The 16,373-nt window shown below is 72.8% G+C and carries 15 protein-coding genes; 8 read left to right on the top strand and 7 right to left on the bottom strand.

Annotated elements, in window-relative coordinates; translation table 11 throughout:
- Positions 1–38: 38 nt before the first annotated feature.
- Both ACIP6U_RS15270 and ACIP6U_RS15265 read right to left on the bottom strand, forming a co-directional pair.
- Positions 39–596: an ATP-binding protein gene (locus ACIP6U_RS15270; protein WP_401716831.1), complete on the bottom strand. Its 558-nt coding sequence runs from the start codon at positions 594–596 to the stop codon at positions 39–41.
- Positions 597–813: 217 nt separating this feature from the next.
- Positions 814–1,191, bottom strand: a complete 378-nt coding sequence (locus ACIP6U_RS15265) for an STAS domain-containing protein (RefSeq protein ID WP_401716828.1) — start codon at positions 1,189–1,191, stop codon at positions 814–816.
- 249 nt (positions 1,192–1,440) lie between these two features.
- Here ACIP6U_RS15265 and ACIP6U_RS15260 point away from each other — a divergent pair, with 249 nt between their 5' ends.
- A complete protein-coding gene (locus tag ACIP6U_RS15260) occupies positions 1,441–2,346 on the top strand; it encodes an RNA polymerase sigma factor SigF (RefSeq protein WP_401716826.1) in 906 nt (301 codons plus the stop codon).
- Between the two features lie 307 nt (positions 2,347–2,653).
- On the opposite strand, the gene ACIP6U_RS15255 is transcribed toward ACIP6U_RS15260, so the two are convergent.
- Positions 2,654–3,640, bottom strand: coding sequence for a helix-turn-helix transcriptional regulator (locus ACIP6U_RS15255; protein WP_401716823.1), 987 nt, complete (start codon positions 3,638–3,640; stop codon positions 2,654–2,656).
- A gap of 264 nt (positions 3,641–3,904) precedes the next feature.
- Here ACIP6U_RS15255 and ACIP6U_RS15250 point away from each other — a divergent pair, with 264 nt between their 5' ends.
- The 3 genes from ACIP6U_RS15250 to ACIP6U_RS15240 all read left to right on the top strand — a co-directional run bounded on the left by ACIP6U_RS15250 (position 3,905) and on the right by ACIP6U_RS15240 (position 7,344).
- On the top strand, positions 3,905–5,305 hold the full coding sequence (locus ACIP6U_RS15250) for an FAD-dependent oxidoreductase (protein WP_401716821.1): 1,401 nt from the start codon (positions 3,905–3,907) through the stop codon (positions 5,303–5,305).
- Positions 5,302–5,709, top strand: coding sequence for a nuclear transport factor 2 family protein (locus tag ACIP6U_RS15245; protein ID WP_401716818.1), 408 nt, complete (start codon positions 5,302–5,304; stop codon positions 5,707–5,709). The genes ACIP6U_RS15250 and ACIP6U_RS15245 overlap by 4 nt, the downstream gene beginning before the upstream one ends.
- Positions 5,710–5,838: 129 nt before the next feature.
- Positions 5,839–7,344: a ricin-type beta-trefoil lectin domain protein gene (locus ACIP6U_RS15240; RefSeq protein ID WP_401716816.1), complete on the top strand. Its 1,506-nt coding sequence runs from the start codon at positions 5,839–5,841 to the stop codon at positions 7,342–7,344.
- Between the two features lie 24 nt (positions 7,345–7,368).
- On the opposite strand, the gene hutI is transcribed toward ACIP6U_RS15240, so the two are convergent.
- The 4 genes from hutI to hutU are packed head-to-tail and all read right to left on the bottom strand — an operon-like array spanning position 7,369 to position 12,852.
- Positions 7,369–8,556, bottom strand: coding sequence for an imidazolonepropionase (hutI, locus tag ACIP6U_RS15235; protein WP_401716814.1), 1,188 nt, complete (start codon positions 8,554–8,556; stop codon positions 7,369–7,371).
- Between the two features lie 41 nt (positions 8,557–8,597).
- Positions 8,598–9,977: a formimidoylglutamate deiminase gene (locus ACIP6U_RS15230; protein WP_401716811.1), complete on the bottom strand. Its 1,380-nt coding sequence runs from the start codon at positions 9,975–9,977 to the stop codon at positions 8,598–8,600.
- The gene (locus tag ACIP6U_RS15225; protein ID WP_401716808.1) at positions 9,974–11,191 is read right to left on the bottom strand and encodes an allantoate amidohydrolase; all 1,218 of its coding nucleotides are present in this window, start codon (positions 11,189–11,191) and stop codon (positions 9,974–9,976) included. The genes ACIP6U_RS15230 and ACIP6U_RS15225 overlap by 4 nt, the downstream gene beginning before the upstream one ends.
- Positions 11,188–12,852, bottom strand: a complete 1,665-nt coding sequence (gene hutU / locus ACIP6U_RS15220; RefSeq protein ID WP_401716805.1) for a urocanate hydratase — start codon at positions 12,850–12,852, stop codon at positions 11,188–11,190. The genes ACIP6U_RS15225 and hutU overlap by 4 nt, the downstream gene beginning before the upstream one ends.
- 126 nt (positions 12,853–12,978) lie before the next feature.
- Between hutU and ACIP6U_RS15215 the strand changes: the two genes are divergently transcribed.
- The 4 genes from ACIP6U_RS15215 to ACIP6U_RS15200 all read left to right on the top strand — a co-directional run bounded on the left by ACIP6U_RS15215 (position 12,979) and on the right by ACIP6U_RS15200 (position 16,366).
- A complete protein-coding gene (locus ACIP6U_RS15215; RefSeq protein ID WP_401716803.1) occupies positions 12,979–14,436 on the top strand; it encodes a diaminopimelate decarboxylase in 1,458 nt (485 codons plus the stop codon).
- Positions 14,437–14,605: 169 nt separating this feature from the next.
- Positions 14,606–15,013 carry a hypothetical protein gene (locus ACIP6U_RS15210; protein WP_401716800.1) on the top strand — a complete coding sequence of 136 codons (408 nt, stop codon included), beginning with the start codon at positions 14,606–14,608 and terminating at the stop codon, positions 15,011–15,013.
- On the top strand, positions 15,010–15,852 hold the full coding sequence (locus ACIP6U_RS15205) for a transcriptional regulator (RefSeq protein WP_401716797.1): 843 nt from the start codon (positions 15,010–15,012) through the stop codon (positions 15,850–15,852). The genes ACIP6U_RS15210 and ACIP6U_RS15205 overlap by 4 nt, the downstream gene beginning before the upstream one ends.
- Positions 15,853–15,865: 13 nt before the next feature.
- Positions 15,866–16,366, top strand: a complete 501-nt coding sequence (locus ACIP6U_RS15200; RefSeq protein WP_401716794.1) for a roadblock/LC7 domain-containing protein — start codon at positions 15,866–15,868, stop codon at positions 16,364–16,366.
- Positions 16,367–16,373 lie beyond the last annotated feature (7 nt).

Raw genomic sequence — 16,373 nt, 5'->3', positions numbered from 1 at the left:
GGATTCGAGTGGAGAGGGTACTCCTGGGTGCGGGAGCGTCAGGCCGGGGCGCCCAGCTCCGCCCACACCTTCTTGCCGGGCACACCCGGGGTCCGCATGACCCCCCAGTCCAGGCAGAGCCTTTGCACGATGAACATGCCGTGGCCGCCGGGGCGGCCCGCGCGGTGCGGGGTGCGGGGGGCCGGCTCGCCGCTGCCGCGGTCGGAGACCTCCACGCGGATGACCTTGCTGTCGCCGCTGATCCAGAGTTCGTCGGGGCCTTCGGCGTGCAGACAGGCGTTGGTGACCAGCTCGGAGACCACGAGCAGCACGTCCTCCGCGGTGGCCCGCCGGTCGGCCGACGCGGCGGGCAGCCAGCCCCACTCGCACAACGCCTGACGGGCGAAGTCACGGGCGAGGGGTACGACCCCGCTCGCGCCGTCAAAGTTCAGCGTGCGGACCTGCCGGCCCACCGGGGCCGCCGCAGCCGCCGCCGGCGGCACGGCCGCATCCCCATCTCCCCCGGTCGCCGCCGCCACGCCCCCGTCGGACGCCCCGGAAGCGCCGCCGGGCTCCGGGCCGCGGTCGCCCGGCGGGTAAGGCCGGGTGGTGCTCATCAGCGCTTCACCTCACCGATTCACCAGTTCACGATTCAGAAGTCAGTACGTACATCGACGGCCGATCCGTCACTGTGCCCGCAGACCATGTTCAGGATGTCTCCTGCCCGACGGAACCGGCGGAACACCCCCCGATGTGACGCAGAACGCGTAACGCCCGGAAAATCCCCCGCTGACAGGAACGCCCGTGCCGGGCAGCCGGTGTCCCGCACGCGCCTCAGCCCGTCTCGCCGGCCAGGGCCGCTTCGAGGGTGTCGTGGACGGAGAAGACCGCGTCCGCGCCGGTGATCTCGAAGACGCGCGCCACCACCGGCAGCATCGCGGCGAGATGCACCCCACCCCCGGCGGCCTCGGCCTTCAGCCGGGCGCCGAGCAGTACGTTGAGACCGGTGGAGTCGCAGAACTCCAGTCGTGAACAGTCCACGACGAGCCGGTTGAATCCCTTGTCGAGGCAATCGTCCAGCGGCTCGCGCAACAGGTCGGCGGTGTGGTGATCCAACTCACCCGCAGCGGTCACGACGGCACTGTGGCCCTCTTCCCGCACCTCGACCAGTAGCCGACCGGACTGTGCGCTGCCGACCGTCCCGCGGTCCATGCCGTCTTGTCTCCCGACGTGGTGGCTGCTGACTGATGTGCCCTCGAACACTACGCCTTCCTCACACTCTCCGACACCCGAACAACCGCCTGAAAGCGGACATATCGACACAGAGAGCACTTGCGGCAGGCGTGCGAAACCGGATAGGGCTAGAGGTACGTAACCGACACGGCCGGCTTTGGAGGCGCCGCACACCGCAGTGCACGCACTGGCTTCGGCAGCCATATGCCGAGAACGATGGAGGACATCATGTCACCCCGGCTCGACGCACCGCACACCCCACAGGCGACGTCGACACCCCTTCCGGAACAGGAACATCTGGATCCCATCGAGAGCACCGAAACGGATGTGCTCGCCGGGCTTCCGGAGATCCCCCCGTTCGACGAGGTGGGGCCGGTCGACGCACGAGCGCTGTCCAAGACGCTCTTCGCTCGCCTCGAGTCCCTCGAAGAGGGCACCCACGCGTACTCCTACGTCCGCAACACCCTCGTCGAGCTCAACCTCGCGCTGGTCAAGTTCGCCGCCTCCCGCTTCCGCTCCCGCAGCGAGCCGATGGAGGACATCATCCAGGTCGGCACCATCGGCCTGATCAAGGCGATCGACCGCTTCGAGCTCTCCAGGGGCGTGGAGTTCCCGACCTTCGCCATGCCGACCATCGTCGGCGAGATCAAGCGTTTCTTCCGTGACACCTCGTGGTCCGTACGCGTACCGCGCAGGCTGCAGGAGCTCCGGCTCGACCTGGCCAAGGCCGGCGACGAGCTGGCCCAGAAGCTCGACCGGGCGCCCACGGTCGGCGAACTCGCGGAGCGGCTCGGCCTCTCCAACGACGAGGTCGTCGAGGGCATGGCCGCGTCGAACGCGTACACCGCCTCCTCGCTGGACGCCCAGCCCGAGGAGGACGACGCCGAGGGCGCCCTCGCGGACCGGATCGGCTACGAGGACCACGGCATCGAGGGCATCGAGTACGTCGAGTCGCTCAAGCCGCTGATCGCCGCGCTGCCGTCCCGGGACCGGCAGATCCTCTCGCTGCGCTTCGTGGCGGGCATGACCCAGTCCGAGATCGGCGACGAGCTCGGCATCTCGCAGATGCACGTGTCGCGGCTGCTGACCCGGACCCTGGTGCGACTGCGCAAGGGGCTGACCGTCGAGGAGTGACAACTCCCGCCGCCGCCAAGCCCTTTGACTGACTTCCCGGCCCCGGTTACCTCCACGGAGCGCGGCGCTTGTGCGCCGCTCTCAGTGCGTTCGGGGCCCGGCCGGCGGATCATGCCGGCCGGGCCCTGGCACGCACTCCCCCACGCTCGGCCGCGCTCGCGCGGGAACCTCCCATCGCGTCGCCCGCCGTGGCAGCGGCTGATGTCAGCTCCTCCGCCTTGCAGCCGCGTGCACGAGACCCCGCCCGGCCCGGCCAAGAAGCACCGCACCTCACAGCCGACCCGATCCGCCGGACAGGGCCTGGCCGTCAGCCGCGGCGGGTCGTGGTCGGGGTCTCGCCGAAGCGCTTGCGGTACGCCTTGACGAAATGGCTGCTGTCGGCGAAGCGCCAGCGGGCGGCCAGTTCGGACACGGTCAGCCGGGTGGCGACGAGTTCCGCCCTGGCACGTTCCAGGCGCCGCTCACGGACGTACGCCATCACCGACGACGTGGCGGAGTGCTGGGCGAACACCCGGTAGAGCGTGCGCGGCGACACATGGAGCGCGTCCGCGATGTCCCGGGGGCTCAGATCTCCGCCGTCGAGCAGCCGGTCCTCGATGTAGTCCGTCGCCGCCGCGAGCAGCGCCGGCGCGAACTCCGCGTCGTCGACGACCTGTTCGTTCAGCACTCCCCGGAACAGCTCGACCGCCGCCTCGCGCGCCGACGCGGCGGACGCGGGTGCGAGCAGGTCGGCCGTCTCCGCGAACAGCCGGAGGTGGGCGAGCAGCAACCGCGCGGCGGGCGAGGTCTGTTCGGCGCTGACGGAGAGGGTGTTCGCCGGGAAGCGGAGCGCGCTCGCGGGCAGGGTCACCGCCAGCGCCCGGGTGCTCCGGTCGACCTCGAAGTCCCAGGGCTCCACGTTCTTGCGGACGCACAGGGTCCCGGCTCCCACCCTGACCTGCCGGCCCCGTCGGCCCCGCGCCGCGAACCGCCACTCGCCGCCGAACGTGACGTGCGTGACGATCCCGTCCCCCTGGTGCCCGCCCGGACCGCCGGTGCTCCCGGAGATCGCGTGGCTGGACAGGTCCTCGACCTGGAGATCGAGCATCCGCTGGGCCCGGATGCGGACCCGGTACGCCCCCTCGCTGTGCCGGGGCAGCAGCAGCGGGGGCGGCGGCACCATGTCGCTCGACTGGCGTCGCCATTCGCTGACCAGGACATGGTTCCGGTTCTCGTCGGCGTAGGGCACGCGGACGTCGACCAGGGGCGGCCCGTCACCGCCGATCCGCCAGGCAGATATGCCGCCGCTCTCCACGCGGCCAGGGTAGGCGGGCGCGCCGGGGCGGCGCCAAGGGGCGCGCCCGTGGGACCCGGGGGCGGCGGGGTTGGCAGGGAGGTACCGGACAGGTGGCCGGACGGCACAAGACCCGGACGGGCGGCGACGGCGAGAGTGGCCGTCACGGGGGTTCGCGCCGTGCGTCGCGCACGTGTCCTCGCCCCGCGCTCACGCCCTGTCTCCGCACGCCCAGTCCTGATGTCCTGTCCGCACACCCTGCCCTCACCCACGGGGGCAAGTTCCATGACCGAGTCCGTGATCGCGCTCTTCGAGAAGCTCGTCCAGGCCGACCCGCCCGACGACGTACCCGTGCTGTTCGACACGGCCTGTGTGCTCGGCGGCAGCATCGCGGGGCTGCTGGCGGCGCGGGTGCTCGCCGACCGGGCCCGCCGGGTCGTGGTCCTCGAGAGCGACGACATCTCCACGGCGACCGGGTCACGGACCGGCGTGCCCCAGGACCAGCAGGTGCACACGCTGCTGCCGGCCGGTCAGCGGTGGGTGGAGCGCTGGCTGCCGGGGATCACGAAGGAGGCGCAGGCACGCGGCGCCTCCTTCGCCGGTCCCGACAAGCAGGTCACCGCCCTCAACGGCGTACCGCAGGCGTGGGACGGCGAGGACCACCACCTGCTCGCGATCGGACGCCCCCTGCTGGAGTCCCTGATCCGCGACCGGGTCACGTCGCTGCCCAACGTGTCCGTCCTGCACGGCCGGGCGACCGGGCTGCGGTACCGCGACAACGCCGTCGGCGGGGTGCACCACGTCCCGGCCGGCGGGGACCCGGACGTGCTGGACGCGGACTTCGTCGTGGACGCCATGGGGCGCTCCAGCAGGCTGTCCACCTGGCTGAAGGAGAGCGGCTACGACCATCCCCGGCTGGAGCGCCTGGAAGCACCGATCAACTACGCCACGGCCCTCTTCGAGCGGCCGGCGGAGTTCGCCGACCTGGAGACGGCGTGCGCCCTGGGGATCTTCACGCCGGACTTCCCCTCGGGCGAGGTGTCCGTCGCGGCGGCGAACGCGATCGAGGACCGGCAGTGGCTCGTCATGCTGATGGGGTACGGGGACAGCCGGCCCGGCCGGACCCTCGACGAGTTCCGCGCGGCCTGCGCCGAACTGCCCCCGGTCTTCGCCGCCGCCACCGCCGGCGCCGTCACCGGCGACGTGGTGACCTACCACCAGGCCGAGAGCCGACGGCGGCACTTCACCGAGGTGAACCGCTTCCCCGCCCGTCTGGTGAGCGTGGGCGACGCGGTGGCGTCCTTCAACCCCATCCGCGGCCAGGGCATGAGCTCCGCCGCGCTGCACGCCTCCTGCCTGGCCTCCTACCTCGGCGGCAGCCCCGAACTCGGCACGGCGGCAGGGGAGTTCTTCCGGCTCCAGCAGGTTGTCGTGGACGCCGCCTGGATGGTCTCCGCGGGGGGTGACGCGGCCCGCCTGGACGCGCTCAACGGCACCGAGGTGCCGAAGGAGGTACGGCGACAGCGCTGGGCCATGGAACAGATCACCGTCGCGACCCTCTCCGACGGGGACGTCACGCGCGCCTTCCACGACGTCTCCTACATGCTGCGCCACCCGGCCACGCTGGCCGACCCGGCCCTGCTGGCGAAGGCGGTCGCGGCGAACGAGGGGGGCTCGACGAAGTGAGGGACACCGGCACCACCGACGCCACCTCCGACTCCACCGGCACCGGCACCGCGATCGACCGCTACATCGGTCTGGCCGACCGCGCGGTGCACGACGAGTCGGCGCTGGCCGAACTCCTGGCGCTGTTCGCCCCCGAGGCGACGGTGCGGATCGGCCCGGAGCCGGTCCACGGTCATGCGGCCGTCGTCGCGTTCTACCGCGCGCACTTCGCCTCCTTCGCCGACACCAAGCACTACTGGAACAGCACCGTGCTCGACGACGGCACCCTGCGGGCCGAGTGGGTGTGCGCGGCGCGCACGGCCGACGACCGGCTCGTGACGGTGGCGGGGGTGGAGCACGCGACGCTCGACGGGAACGGTCTGATCGCGGACCTGCGCAACGAGTTCACCCGGCCGCCCGGGTAGTCCTCGGGCCGTTCCCGCAGCGTTCCCGGGTTACCCACAGAAACCCCTTCTCCCACCGGTCCCCGTGCCTCACTATGGTCCCCACAAACTGGCCGGTACGTCAGGAGCCCGGCGGGAAAAGAGGACTCTGTGGAGACCGGGGTGCACACGGGCGCGTCCGACGCCCGGCTGACCGAGCTGCTGCGCACCAGCACCGCCACGGCCTACCCGGCCCTGCACGAACTGCGCGCCCGCCACCAGGAGTCGGTGCTCGCCTATGCCCGCCTGTGCGCCTCCGGCGACGCCTCCGCCCGCCAACTCGCCGCCCAGGCCTTCACGTCGGCGGCCCGGGAGACGGCCCGCGGCATCGAACCCGGCGGCCCCTGGCGCCACCACCTGCTGCTGCTCACCGCCCGCGTGGCCGCGTCCTGGGCCACGGACGACCGGGCCGCGGGACTGGACGCCGGACTCCTCCTGGTCCTCAACACGACCGGCCCCGGCGGCCTCGTACCCCCGATGACCGCCGCCTTCCAGACGCTCCCGTCCCGGGCCCAGGGCCTGGTCTGGTACGGCCTGGTGGAACGCCGACCCGCCGCCACGACAGCCCTGTTCCTCGGCATCACCCCCGAAGACGTGGCGTACGAGAGCGACGCGGCCCTCCAACTCCTCGGCCAGGCCTGTCTGCGCACCCGGCTCGCCGCCTCCGACGATCCGCGGTGCGGCGACTTCCGCCGGCTCATCGAGGAGTCGGTACGGCCCCACCCCCGCGACAGCGCCGACCTGCACGCCCACATGGCGCACTGCCCGCACTGCACCGCCGCCCACGAGGAGTTGTGCGCCCTGCGCGACACCCCGCGCACCACGCTCGCCGAGGGCCTGCTGCCGTGGGCGGGCACGGCGTACGTCGGCAGCGAGCCGCCCCCGCGCCCCAAGGCCCTGGTGAAGCCGTCCTCCTGGCCACCGTCCCGGCGGATCGTCCTCACCTCGGCCGCCCTCGGGGTTGCACTGGCCCCGCTGTTGGTCCTGCTGCTCACCCGGGGCGGCACCTCGTCGTCCCCCACGTCCGGGCAGGCGGCGGGCGCGGCCGGTACGCCGAGCAGCGCCCCGCAGGTCACGGTGACGGCGACGGTGTCGGCCACGCCGTCGCCCTCCGCCACCACCGGCAAGCCGTCGAACTCCCCGTCCCCGAAGCCGAGTCCGACCCCCACCAAGTCGACCCGCCCCTCCCCCACCGCCCCTGCCGCGCACGCCCCGAACGGCACCTACGCGCAGGTCGTGAACGTCTCCTCGGGCCGCTGCCTGGACATCCGCGACGGCGACCTCTCCAAGGGCACGGACGTGATCACGGCCCCCTGCTCCGGGTCCAGCACCCAGCGCTGGCGGGTCGACGCCGGGCGCGGGGTCGTGCAGTCGGCCGCCGACCCGGACTTCTGCCTCGACAACCGGGGTGACGTGGACAAGGGCGTGGGCATCTGGGAGTGCGACTCGGTGGACGGGGACAACGGCGACAACCTGACCTTCACCGTGGACTCCGACGGGGTGATCCGCCCGGCGATCGCCATCCTGACCGCCGTGACGCCGGAGGGCGGGGACGGGGTGGGGATGGAGCCGCTCAGCGGGGGTGCGGAGCAGCGGTGGCGGGCGGGGGCGGCCTGAGACCGGCCCCGGCCGGCCTCCGACTCAGACCTGGCGGACGCCTCGGCGCCAGACGCCGGTGACGAGGGGGACGCCCGGGCGGTAGGCCAGGTGGACGTGGCTCGGGGCGTCGAGGAGGGTGAGGTCGGCGTAGGCGCCCGCGGTGAGGCGGCCGACGTCGTCGCGGCGCAGGGCACGGGCGCCGCCGGCCGTGGCGGACCAGACGGCCTCGTCGGGGGTCATGCCCATGTCCCGTACGGCGAGGGCGATGCAGAACGGCACGGACGAGGTGAAGGACGAGCCCGGGTTGCAGTCGGTGGACAGGGCGACGGTCACGCCCGCGTCCAACAGCCGCCGGGCGTCCGGCCATTGGGCCCGCGTCGAGAACTCGGCGCCGGGCAGCAGCGTGGCCACCGTGTCGCCGCTCGCGAGGGCGTCGACGTCCGCGTCGGTGAGGTGGGTGCAGTGGTCGGCGCTGGCCGCGTCCAGTTCCACGGCCAACTGCACGCCGGGACCGTAGGAGAGCTGGTTGGCGTGGATGCGCGGGTGCAGGCCCCTGGTCCTGCCCGCGGTGAGGATCGCGCGGGCCTGGTCGCCGTCGAAGGCGCCCTTCTCGCAGAACACGTCGATCCAACGGGCGTACGGCGCACAGGCGTCGAGCATCTCGCCGGTGACGAGGGCGACGTAACCGGCGGGGTCGTCGGCGTAGTCCGGCGACACGATGTGCGCGCCGAGATAGGTGACCTCGTCGGTGTGGGCGGCGGCGATGCGCAGGGCGCGGGCCTCGTCGGCGACGGTCAGGCCGTAGCCGGACTTGGTCTCGAAGGTCGTGGTGCCCTGGCGCAGGGCCTCGGCGAGGTAGCGGGTGAGGTTCGCCGCCAGCGCCTCGTCGCTCGCGGCCCGGGTGGCCGCGACCGTCGTGCGGATGCCGCCCGCGGTGTAGGAGCGGCCGGACATCCGGGCGTTGAACTCCTGCGTGCGGTCGCCCGCGAAGACGAGGTGCGAGTGCGAGTCGACGAACCCGGGCAGCACCGCACGTCCCTCGGCGTCGACCCGGTTGTCAGTGGCGGGTGCTTTGCTGGATTCACCGGTCCACACGACCCGGTCGCCGTCGATGACGAGCGCCGCGTCCTGGATCAGTCCGAGGGGGGACCTGTCACCCAGGGAGGGGTCGTTGGTGACCAGCGTGGCGATGTTGGTGATGACGGTGCTGGTGCCGGTGCTGCTGCTCATCGTGTCCTCGTCGAGGGGGGCTTCGGTGACGGTCAGTGGTGTCAGGCGCGGAGGGCTTCCACAGCGGCGGCCAGCGCCTGCGGCACATCCGGTACGAGGGTGTGCGCCCCGTCGCGTACGACGTGCCGTCCGCCCACGATCGTGTGCCGTACGTCCGCTGCCGTCGCGGCGAATACGGCGGTCTCCGCGCCGAGCCTGGACCGCGGCCCGGCCGTCCTGACCGAGTCGAGGGCGATCGTCGTGAGGTCGGCGAGCGCGCCTGCCTCGATGGTGCCCGCCTCGTCCCAGCCGAGCGCCGCGTGGCCGTCGGCGGAGGCGGCGCGCAGCAGGGCGGCGGCGGTCCAGTGACCCCGGGTGCGGGTGCGCAGGCGCTCGTTCAGCTCCATCGCGCGGGCCTCTTCGAGCAGGTCGATGACGGCGTGGCTGTCGGAGCCGAGGGAGAGCGGGGAGCCGGCGCGCTGGAGGGCGACGGCGGGTCCGATGCCGTCGGCGAGGTCCCGTTCGGTGGTCGGGCACATGCAGGTGCCGGTGCCGCTGTCGCCGATCAGGGCGATGTCCTCGTCGGTGAGGTGGGTGTTGTGGACGCCGGTGGTGCGCGGTCCCAGGACACCGTGGTCGGCGAGGAGCCGGGTCGGTGTGCGCCCGTGCGCGGCCAGGCAGGCGTCGTTCTCGGCGGTCTGCTCGGACAGGTGCACATGGAGCGGGGCCCGCCGCTCCTCGGCCCACCGGGCCACGGTCGCGAGCTGTCCGGCGGGCACGGCCCGCACCGAGTGGACGGCCGCTCCGATCCGCGCGTGATCCCGTTCCTTGAGAAGTGAACAGCGTTCGGCCCAGGCCTCCGCGGTGCCGTCGGAGAAGCGCAACTGGTGGGCGTTGGGCGGCTCGCCGCGGTGCTCGCTCACGATGCCGGCGGCGAGGTAGGCGGTGTCGAGGAGGGTGATGCGGATCCCGGCGTCGGCGGCGGCCGCGACGAGGGCCTCGCCCATGGCGTTGGGGTCGGCGTAGGGGGTGCCGCCGCGCTGGTGGTGGACGTAGTGGAACTCGCCCACCGCCGTGATCCCGGCCAGCGCCATCTCGGCGTACACCGCGCGGGCGAGGGCGTGGTAGGTCTCCGGGGTCAGCTGGTCGGCGAAGGAGTACATGACCTCGCGCCAGGTCCAGAAGGTGCCGGAGCCGACCTGGACGGTGGAGCGCAGGGCGCGGTGGAAGGCGTGCGAGTGGGCGTTCGCCAGGCCGGGGAGGGTCAGGCCGTGCAGGATCTCGGCGCCGGGTGGTGGCGCGGCGACGTCCGTGCGGACGGCGGTGATCCTGCCGTCCGAGCCCGCGGCGGAGCCGCTGATGGACACAGTGACGGCGACGCCCGGCTCGACGTGGGTGTCGAGCCAGGCGTGCTCCAGCCAGTACGTGCGGGTCCCGGTCACCTGCGGGCCAGTCCTTCCAGTACGTCGGCGAGTGCGGTCACCCCGGCCACGCAGTCGTCCTCGGCGGCGAACTCGGCCGGGGAGTGCGAGACGCCCGTGGGGTTGCGCACGAACAGCATGGCGGTCGGGATGCTCCCGGAGAGGATTCCGGCGTCGTGTCCGGCGCCGGTACCGAGGACGGGGACCTTGAGGTCGGTGTCCTTGCCGAGGATGCGGGCGAGTTCGTCGCGCAGGGCGTGGTCGAACTCGACGACGGGCGTGAAGGACTCACGGACGATGTCGAGGTCGATGCCGTGCGCGGTGGCGTAGGCGCGGGCGGCCTTCTCGATGCCACCCACCACCTGATCCAGGCTCTCCTGGTCCTCGGCACGGGAGTCGAGCCAGCCGCGCACCAGGGAGGGGATGGCGTTGACGCCGTTCGGTTCGACGGCGATCTTGCCGAAGGTGGCGACGGCACCGGCGAGTTCGGCCTCGCGGCGGGCGGCCAGCACGGTCTCGGCGTACGAGAGCATCGGGTCCCGCCGGTCCACCAACCTGGTCGTACCGGCGTGGTTGGCCTCACCACGGAAGTCGAACCGCCACCGCCCGTGCGGCCAGATGGCACTGGCGATGCCGACGCGGTCGCCGCTCAGGTCCAGCGCCCGTCCCTGTTCGACGTGCAGCTCGACAAAGGCGCCGATCCGGGCGAGCCGTTCGGGGTCGGGCCCGATGCCGTCCGGGTCGTACCCGGCGGCTTCCATGGCCCGCGGCAGGGTGACGCCGTCCATGTCGGTCAGCAGGCGCGCCTTCTCGACGGTGAGCTGCCCACCGGCCAACCGCGACCCGACACAGGCGAGCCCGAACCGGGCACCTTCCTCGTCCCCGAAGTTGACGATGGCAAGGGGCTTCCCGAACTGCACCCCCCTGCGGCGCAGTTCGTCCAGCGCGGCAAAGGACGAGACGACCCCGAGGGGCCCGTCAAAGGCCCCACCGTCGGGCACGGAGTCGAGGTGCGACCCGGTGACAACAGCGTCCCCGGCGCCCGGATCCCCGAGCCAGGCCCACTGATTCCCGTTCCGGTCGAGCTCGTAGACCAGACCCCGCGTCTCGGCCTGCGCCCTGAACCAGTCCCGGCACTCGGCGTCGGCGCCGGTCCAGGCGTAGCGGCGGTAGCCGCCGGAGGCGGAGTCACGGCCGATCGGCAGCAACTCCGCCCACATGCTGTGGAAGGTCACGCCTCTCCACCCTCACGCATCGGCACCCGAACACCCCGCTCGTCCGCAACCCGCTCCGCGATGTCGTACCCGGCGTCCACGTGCCGGATGACGCCCATGCCGGGGTCGTTGGTCAGCACACGCCGGATCTTCTCGCCGGCGAGCTTCGTACCGTCGGCCACCGAGACCTGCCCCGCGTGGATGGACCGGCCCATGCCGACCCCACCCCCGTGGTGGATGGACACCCAGGACGCCCCGGACGCGACGTTCACCATCGCGTTCAGCAGCGGCCAGTCCGCGATCGCGTCGGAGCCGTCGAGCATGGCCTCGGTCTCACGGTACGGGGAGGCAACAGAGCCGCAGTCGAGGTGGTCGCGGCCGATGGCCAGCGGCGCCGCCAACTCACCGCTCGCCACCATGTCGTTGAAGCGCTCGCCGGCCTTGTCCCGCTCGCCGTAGCCGAGCCAGCAGATACGGGCCGGGAGGCCCTGGAAGTGGACCCGCTCGCCGGCCAGCTTGATCCAGCGGTGGAGCGACTCGTTCTCCGGGAAGAGGTCGAGGATCGCCTTGTCCGTCTTGTGGATGTCGGACGCCTCGCCGGACAGTGCCGCCCAGCGGAAGGGTCCCTTGCCCTCGGAGAAGAGGGGGCGGATGTAGGCGGGGACGAAGCCGGGGAAGGCGAACGCCCGCTCGTACCCGGCGAGTTGGGCCTCGCCACGGATCGAGTTGCCGTAGTCGAAGACCTCCGCGCCGGCGTCCATGAACCCGACCATCGCCTCGACGTGCGTGGCCATGGACTCACGGGCGCGGACGGTGAACCCCGCAGGGTCCTTCGCGGCGGCGTCGGCCATGTCCTCGAAGGCGATGCCCACCGGCAGGTAGGCGAGCGGGTCGTGAGCCGAGGTCTGGTCGGTCACGATGTCGATGGGGGCGCCCTCGGCGAGCATCTGCGGCAGCAGTTCGGCCGCGTTGCCGAGCAGGCCGATGGAGAGCGGGCGGCGCGCGTCACGGGCCTCGACGGCGAGTTGCAGGGCGTGCTGCAGCGAGTCGGCGCGCACGTCCAGATACCGGTGCTCGATGCGGCGCTCGATGGCGCGCGGGTCGACGTCGATACAGATCGCGACGCCGTCGTTCATGGTGACCGCGAGGGGCTGGGCGCCGCCCATGCCGCCGAGGCCCGCGGTGAGGGTGATCGTCCCGGCGAGGGTGCCGTTGAACTTCTTCGCGGCAACGGCGGCGAAGGTCTCGTAGGTGCCCTGGAGGATGCCCTGGGTGCCGATGTAGATCCAGGAACCGGCGGTCATCTGGCCGTACATGGTGAGGCCGAGGGCCTCGAGGCGCCGGAACTCCTCCCAGTTGGCCCAGTCGCCGACCAGGTTGGAGTTGGCGATGAGGACGCGCGGGGCCCACTCGTGGGTCTGCATCACGCCGACCGGGCGGCCGGACTGGACGAGCATCGTCTCGTCCTGCTTCAGGGTGCGCAGCGTGCGGACCATGGCGTCGAAGGAGCGCCAGTCACGGGCGGCCTTGCCGGTGCCGCCGTAGACGACGAGCTTGTCGGGGTGCTCGGCGACCTCCGGGTCGAGGTTGTTCTGCAGCATCCGCAGGGCGGCTTCCTGCTGCCATCCCAGGGCGCTCAGTTCCGTACCGCGCGGTGCTCGTACGGGGCGGGGTCCTGACATGGTCTGCCTCCTAGCGGACTGCGATCAGCGGATGTCTACGGCACATCTTTACTGCGGTTATTCACATCCTGACTTCCTGAATAGAACTAGTCAACACCTCCCGGCGTCACTACGGGTGGACTGTGGATGTTTGGCTGGATGCACGGGCACGGGCGACGACAGGACGGGGACCTTGTGGACAGGGATACACGCAGGGAGGTCGGCGGGGAACCGTCGGACCGGATCGACGGCCAGGAGGGACGGCCCGCGCGCCGCGACGAGGCCGTGCGGGCCGCCGTGGAGCAGGGGCTGCTGGGGCCGGACACCCCCATCGTGGGCCTGCTGGACGTCGCCGGCATCCGGGAGTCGGCGGCGGCCCTGCGGGCGGCGTTCGACGCGGTCACCGCGCCCGGCACGCCCGTGCTGCACGCCTTCGCGGTGAAGGCGACCCCGCTGGTGCCGGTGCTGCGGCTGCTGCTCGAGGAGGGCATCGGCGCGGAGGTGGCGAGCCCGGGCGAGCTGGCGCTGGCGCGGGCGGCGGGGGTGCCGCCGAGCCGTACGGTCCTGGACTCGCCCGCCAAGACGCCGGCCGAGCTGCGCGAGGCGCTGGCGCTGGGGATCGCCGTCAACGCGGACAACCCGCAGGAGCTGGACCGCATCGACGGTCTGATGCGGTCGGCGACCAGCCGCTCGCCGCTCGGGATCCGGGTCAATCCGCAGGTCGGCGGCGGGTCGATCGGGGCGACCTCGACCGCGACGGCGACCTCGAAGTTCGGGGTGGCGCTGCGCGACGAGGGGGCGCGCGAGTGGGTGGTGCGGGCGTACGCGGAGCGCCCGTGGCTGACCCGGCTGCACGCCCACACCGGCTCCCAGGGCATCCCGCTCTCGCTGCTGGCGCAGGGCGTGGCACAGACGTACGCGCTGGCCGAGGAGATCAACCGGCGCATCGGGCGCCCGCAGATCGACACGCTCGACATCGGCGGCGGGCTGCCGGTGAACTTCGGCTCGGACGAGGAGACGCCGACCTACGCGCAGTACGCGCGGCTCCTCGGCGAGGCGGTACCGGGGCTGTTCTCGGGGCGGTACGGGCTGGTGACCGAGTTCGGGCGGTCGCTGCTGGCCAAGCACGGGACGGTGGTGGCCCGGGTGGAGTACGCCAAGAGCGCGGGCGGGCGGCCGGTCGCGGTCACGCACGCGGGCGTGCAGGTGGCGACGCGGACGGTGTACGTACCGGGGTCGTGGCCGCTCAGGATCGCCGCGTACGACGGGAAGGGGCGGCCCAGGACGGGGGCGCCGGTGGTGCAGGACGTCGCCGGGCCGGCCTGTTTCGCGGGCGACCTGCTCGCCGAGGGGCGCGCGCTGCCCCTCCTGGAGCAGGGGGACTACGCGGCGGCGCTCGACACGGGCGCGTACTACTTCGCGCACCACTACGCCTACAACTCCCTGGCCCGGCCCGGCATTTACGGCTTCACGCAGGACGGGCCCGGCGGGAGCGTCTCCTTCGCGACGGTGCGGACGGCGCAGCGCCTCGACGAGATCGTGGCCGAATCCGGAGGGGCGCACGTGGATGCGCTCACCACCCGGCGCGCACCCGGGCGCGGTTGACGTGTCCCGAGGAACATGATGTTCAACTGGGGAGAAAACAGGCACAGTTGACCCACCCTAATCCCCCGCCGCATGTTCCGCCGGAAAATGCCAGATCCCTCACCCCTCACGCACACGGTGCGTAGTTTCGGCGTCACTCAGCCGAAACCAAGGCAGGAGGGGAGCCACGGTGCCCGGAATCGACGAGTGTCTGCTGGAAGCCATGCGACTGCCCGGTGCTCGGGGCGCCGCACTGGTCGACTGGACCAGTGGGCTCGCCCTGGGCACCGTGGGCGAGTCGCCCGGCGGCGACCACGAGGTCGCCGCCGTGGAGGCCGCCGAGTTCGCCCGGCTCGCCGCCGAGCAGCACGCCTTCGCACCCGACGACGACCCCGGGGCCGGTCCGGCGGCCGACGCGGACCCGCCGGTCGAGGACCTGATCATCAGCAACCGGGACAGCTACCACGTGCTCAGGTTCGTGGGCGCGTCCTTCGACGGCAGCGTCTTCCTGCACCTGTGGCTGGCCCGCGCCGAGGGCAATCTGGCGCTGGCCCGCATCCGGCTCGCCGAGATGGCGGAACGGCTGGTGCTGGCGTGAGCGCCGTGAGCACGACCGAGCCGCCGCGCCTGCCGGTACGGGACAAGGCGGCCGCGAGCGACCGCGGGTGGGGCGGTGTCTCACCGATGCTGACCCGGCTCGCGGCCGAGCGGGCCACCGGCGTCCTGGTCCGCGAGCGCGGCTCGCTCTACCTCGCCGAAGGCCTGGTGGTGCACGCCGAGAGCGCGTCCGCCCCCGGTCTGGACGTCCTGCTGACGGCGCACGGGACGCTCACCCCCGAGGTCTGGCACCAGGCGCTGACCGACGCGGGCGACCGCTACCACGTGGGCCGCCGACTGGTCGACAGCGGACAACTCGCCGCCGGAGCACTGGAGTTGTGCCATCTGGCGGCGGTGTACGACGCGGCGTACTTCACGCTGGGGCCCAGCAGCGCTCCGGGCCGGTTCCGCTACGGCTCCGCGCACGAGCTGCGCCCCGTCCATCCGGTGCCGGTGGCCGCCCTGGAGCGCGAGACGCTGCGCCGGCGCGATCTGCTGCACCGGCTCTGGCCGGACCCGGGCCCCGACGAGGCGCCGCTGACCCGCGCCGACCGCCCCGAGGTGCCCGCGCTCACCCGCCGCCAGCGGTCGGTGCTGGCCCTGGTGGACGGGGTCCGCACGGCGACGGACATCGCCCGGGCGCTGGGCCGGCCGGCCTTCCACACCCTGGTGGACGTACGGCGGCTGACGGCGGCCGGCGCGGTCGGCACCCGCCGGCCGGGCCGCGGCCCCGAACCCGCCGAGCCGGCCGCCGCCGAGGACCCAGCCGCCGGACAGCTTCCACCCGATCCCCACGTCACGCTGCTGAAGAGGCTCAGGGATGCGCTGGAGGCCCTTTGAGAGGAGACACCGGATGGCCGCCGAGCCCGAAATCCTGGACGAGCTGCGCCGGTTGAGGGCCCGCGTCCCCCAGCTCACCGGCGCTCTCTCGACCGGCGTCGACGGGGCGGTCCTCGCCCAGGACACCCCGGGCGTCGACCCGGAGAGCATGGCCGCGCTCGCCGCGACCGCGCACACGGCCGCCGCCAGGCTGGCGGACGCGACCGGCCAGGGCGAGGTCCGCGAGGTGCTCGTACGCGGTGTGTACGGCTATGTGGCGACGTACGCGGCCGGCGGCGGGGCCGTGCTGACGCTGCTCGCCCAGGACCGGGTGAACGTCGGGCGGCTGCTGCTGGAGGGCCGCCGGGCCGGAGTCCGCGTCGGCGAACTCGTCGACGCCCGGGCCGCCGCGCTCGCCAAGGCGGTCCCCAAGCCCACGAAGCCGGCCCTCAAGCCGGCCACCCCCGCACGGACCAGAACGGCGCGCGCTCCACGCACCACGAACACCAGCGCGCGCACCACCACGGAAAGTTGACAGGAAC

The organism is Streptomyces sp. NPDC088794 (genome assembly GCF_044750545.1).
In the GTDB taxonomy this organism is placed as follows: Bacteria; Actinomycetota; Actinomycetes; order Streptomycetales; family Streptomycetaceae; genus Streptomyces.
This window is presented reverse-complemented; position numbering and strand designations above follow the sequence as displayed.

Coding starts and splice junctions, on each gene's coding strand:
- hutI (WP_401716814.1), bottom strand. CDS start 8,556: ATGAGCAGCAGCACCGGCACCAGCACCGTCATCACCAACATCGCCACG.
- ACIP6U_RS15265 (WP_401716828.1), bottom strand. CDS start 1,191: ATGGACCGCGGGACGGTCGGCAGCGCACAGTCCGGTCGGCTACTGGTC.
- ACIP6U_RS15215 (WP_401716803.1), top strand. CDS start 12,979: ATGTTTGGCTGGATGCACGGGCACGGGCGACGACAGGACGGGGACCTT.
- hutU (WP_401716805.1), bottom strand. CDS start 12,852: ATGTCAGGACCCCGCCCCGTACGAGCACCGCGCGGTACGGAACTGAGC.
- ACIP6U_RS15250 (WP_401716821.1), top strand. CDS start 3,905: ATGACCGAGTCCGTGATCGCGCTCTTCGAGAAGCTCGTCCAGGCCGAC.
- ACIP6U_RS15260 (WP_401716826.1), top strand. CDS start 1,441: ATGTCACCCCGGCTCGACGCACCGCACACCCCACAGGCGACGTCGACA.
- ACIP6U_RS15200 (WP_401716794.1), top strand. CDS start 15,866: ATGGCCGCCGAGCCCGAAATCCTGGACGAGCTGCGCCGGTTGAGGGCC.
- ACIP6U_RS15270 (WP_401716831.1), bottom strand. CDS start 596: ATGAGCACCACCCGGCCTTACCCGCCGGGCGACCGCGGCCCGGAGCCC.